This is a genomic window from Lentzea aerocolonigenes (assembly GCF_000955955.1).
GTDB classification, from domain to species: Bacteria; Actinomycetota; Actinomycetes; order Mycobacteriales; family Pseudonocardiaceae; genus Lentzea; species Lentzea aerocolonigenes_A.
The window spans coordinates 1-4,122 of sequence record NZ_JYJG01000487.1 but is presented as its reverse complement, the minus strand read 5'-3'; the positions used below and the strand labels follow the sequence as shown (position 1 = coordinate 4,122).

The window sequence follows — 4,122 nt, the reverse complement described above, 5'->3', positions numbered from 1 at the left end:
GCGCCGCCGAAGGCGCCTCGATGATCACGTGGGCGAGCCTCGAGGATGACGTGCGCGTTCGTGCCGCTGATCCCGAACGACGACACCGCCGCCCGCCGCGCCCGCCCCACCGCTGGCCAAGCCGTGTTCTCCTGCACCAGCTCGACCGCACCCTCGCTCCAGTCGACGTGCGAGGAAGGCGTCGCGGCGTGCAGCGTCCGCGGCAACACCCCGTGCCGCATCGCCTGCACCATCTTGATGATGCCCGCGACACCGGCAGCCGCCTGCGTGTGCCCGATGTTCGACTTGATGCCACCCAGCAGCAGCGGCACAGCCCGGTCCTGCCCATAGGTCGCCATCAGCGCCTGAGCCTCAATGGGGTCACCCAAAGAAGTACCGGTGCCGTGCGCCTCGACAGCATCCACATCAGCAGCAGTCAGCCCAGCAGACGCCAACGCCTGACGAATCACCCTCTGCTGCGACGGCCCGTTAGGTGCCGTCAGGCCGTTGGACGCGCCGTCCTGGTTGATCGCCGAACCTCGCACGACCGCCAGCACCGTGTGGCCAAGACGCACCGCATCGGACTGACGCTCCAGCACGAGCAGACCAACACCCTCAGACCAACCAACGCCATCAGCCGAGTCAGAGAACGCCTTGCAGCGTCCGTCCTCCGACAAGCCCCTCTGCCGCGAGAACCCGACGAACGAACCCGGCGTCGACATCACGGTCACACCACCGGCCAACGCCAGCGAGCACTCACCGGCCCGAAGAGCCTGCATAGCCCAGTGCAGCGCCACCAACGACGACGAGCACGCGGTGTCGATCGACACCGACGGCCCCTCAAGCCCGAGCGCATACGACACCCGGCCCGAGATCACCGAGGGCGACGCACCGGTCGACCCGAAGCCCTCGGTGTCCGCTCCGCCGATGAGCTGCGTGTAGTCGTTGTACATGACACCGGCGAACACACCGGTCGAGCTGCCCCGCAACGAAGCCGGCGCGATCCCGGCACGCTCCAGCGCCTCCCAGGCCGTCTCCAGCATGAGCCGCTGCTGCGAGTCCGTGGCCAGAGCCTCTCGCGGCGACATCCCGAAGAACTCCGGGTCGAACAGGTCGGCGTCGTGCAGGAAGCCACCCGCCCGCACGTACGAGGTGCCGGGGTGGTCGGGATCGGGGTGGAACAAGGTGTCCAGATCCCAGCCGCGGTTCGTCGGGAACGGCGTGATCGCGTCCACCCCGGAAGCCACCAGCTCCCACAGGTCCTCCGGCGACGAAACACCACCGGGATAGCGGCAAGCCATACCCACGACGACGATCGGATCGTCCGAAGTGGACACCAGCGCGGGCAGATCCGACACCTCGGCAACCGCCCCGAGCAGCTCGTCCTTCAGATACCCGGCGAGCTGAGCCGACGACGGGTAGTCGAACACCACGGTCGCCGGCAACTTCAGCCCGGTCACCGCCGTCAACCGGTTCCGCAGCTCCACCGCGGTCAGCGAGTCGAACCCGAGCTCCTGGAACGCCCGCGCCGGGTCGACCGCAGCGACCGTGTCGTATCCGAGCACCGCCGCGACCTCGCCGCGAACCAGATCCACCAACGCGTCCAGCCGCCCGGACTCGTCCAGAACGGACAGTCGCTGCACCAGCCCGGAAGCCGTCTCCGACCCGGCGACCTTCCGCCGTGCCTTGACCCGGACCAGCCCGCGCAGCAACGGCTTGACGTCACCGTTCTGCTTCAACGCGCCGAGGTCGAGCCGCACCGGCACCACAGCCGGTTCACTCCCGGACACGGCCGCGTCGAACAACCGCAGCCCCAGCTCCGCATTCAGAGCGGGCATGCCCGAGCGCCGCATCCGTTCGGCGTCCTCGGCCGGCACCATGCCGGTGTCCCAGGCACCCCACGCGAGCGACACACCGGGCAACCCGTTGAGCCGCCGATGCGAAGCCAGCGCGTCCAAGAAGGCGTTACCGGCGGCGTAGTTGCCCTGACCGGCGTTGCCGAACACACCGGCCGCCGACGAGAACACCACGAACTGCACTGCTTCGGTCGCCAGATCATGCAGGTTCAAAGCCGCGTCGACCTTGGCCCGCAACACCCCGTCGACCCGCTCCGGCGTCAGCGACTCGATCACACCGTCGTCCAGCACACCCGCCGCGTGCACGACACCACGAACCTTGTGCTGCTTCAACAACTCCCACAACGCGGCCCGGTCAGCGACATCGCACGCGACCACGGAAACCCGGGCGCCCAACGCCTCCAGCTCACCGACGTCACCCTGTCCACTACGGCTGACGAGCACCAGCTCGGTGACCCCGTGTTTCTCCACCAGGTGCCGCGCCACGATCCGCCCGAGCCCACCAGTACCACCGGTGACGAGAACCGGGCTCTCCCACACGACATCCTCAGAGCCACCCACCACTCGCCCGAGCCGAGCCGCCCGAGCCTCACCGTCCCGAATCACCAGCTGCGGCTCGTCGAGGTCCAGCACCCCGAGCAACGTCGCCAGCGACGTCTCCTCGGCATCCACGTCGATCAGCCCGAACCGTTCGGGATGCTCGGTCTGCGCGGTCCGCACCAGCCCCCACACCGCCGCACCGGCCAGGTCATCACCCTCGGCCGCCCCGCGCGTGACGAACACGAGCCGCCCGTCGCGGTCCTCCCGGATCCACTCCTGCACCAGCTCCAACGCCCGGTGCGTGGCCGCCCGGACCGCCGGGGCGTTCTGCTCGCCCGCGACCGGCACGAGCACGACATCCGTGTCAGTCAACGAAAGCAGGCCCTCGACCCGTCCGACCGACAACCCGAGCACGTCCGGCCCGAGCACGCTGACAGCCTTGCCCGCCTCGGCCGGCGGCACCGCGATCGGCGTCCACTGCACCGAGAACAACGAGTCCAGCTCGGCAGGCTGTTCCGCCGCGACCGCCCGCATCACCAGCGACTCGACCGACGCCACCGGGTTGCCGGCCGGGTCGGCCAACGCGATCCGCAGCCCGCTGTCGTCCCGCGTCATCCTGACCCGCAACGCCGTCGCCCCGGTCGCGTGCAGCGACACGTTCTCGCAAGCGAAAGGCAACCCGGCCGCCCCGCTCTCGTCCAGCAACGACGCGTGCAGCGCGGCGTCCAGCAACGCCGGGTGCAGCCCGAACGGCTTCACACTCACGTCGTCCGGCAGCGCAACCTCGGCATACGTCGTGTCACCGTCCCGCCAAGCCGCCCGCAACCCGCGGAACATGCCGTCATAGGCGAACCCGGCCTCAGCGAACTTCTCGTAGCAGCCCTCGATATCGACGACCTCAGCAGCAGGCGGCCACACGGAAGCGTCGAACACCGCATCATTGAATTCGGCTCGCTGCTCGCCCTTCGCAAGCACACCGCTCGCGACCTGAACCCACTGCGCGTCAACAACTTCATCCGGCCGCGCGTGAATCGTGAACGTCCGGCGCTCGTCGCCGCCCGACACCTTCATCTGCAGCGCCAGCCCACCGTGCTCCGGCAGCACCACCGGCGCCGACAACGTCAGCTCCTCCAGCCGGTCCAGCCCGACCTCGTCCCCGGCCCGCATCACCAGCTCGACGAGCGCCGCCCCGGGCACCATCACCTGGCCCATGATCGTGTGGTGGCGAATCCACGGATGCGTCCGCACCGCCAACCGGCTGGTGAACAGAACCCCTTCCCCATCAGCGAGTTCAGCCGACGCGATGAGCAACGGGTGCCCGACCGCGACCATGCCGATCCCGGCGGCCCCGTCCCCACCGACCTGCACCGACGGCCAGTACCGCTGGTGGTCGAACGCGTACGTCGGCAGGTCGATCTTCTTGCCACCGGCGCAGAACCCGCTCCACTCCACCTTCACGCCATCGACATGCAGCCGGGCCAGGGCGGTCAACGCCGCCACGCGCTCACCCTTGTCCTTGCGCAGCACCGGAACGGCGTCCTCGACGATCGCGCTGAGCACTCCGTCCGGCCCGACCTCGAGGAACGTGGTGGCGCCGCCGTCCCGCAACCTCCGCACGTTGTCGCCGAACCGCACCGCGTCCCGGACGTGGTTCACCCAGTACTCAACGGTAGTGACGTCGCCACTCGCGACCATCGGAACGCGCGGCTCGTGGAACGCCACCTCCGCCAACGCCTCGCGGAAGTCG

The 4,122-nt window shown here is 69.2% G+C and carries 1 protein-coding gene; it reads right to left on the bottom strand.

The annotated features are described in order from the left end of the window. A partial coding sequence (locus UK23_RS44435; protein WP_045317869.1) for a type I polyketide synthase occupies positions 1–4,122 on the bottom strand: 4,122 nt, incomplete at both ends.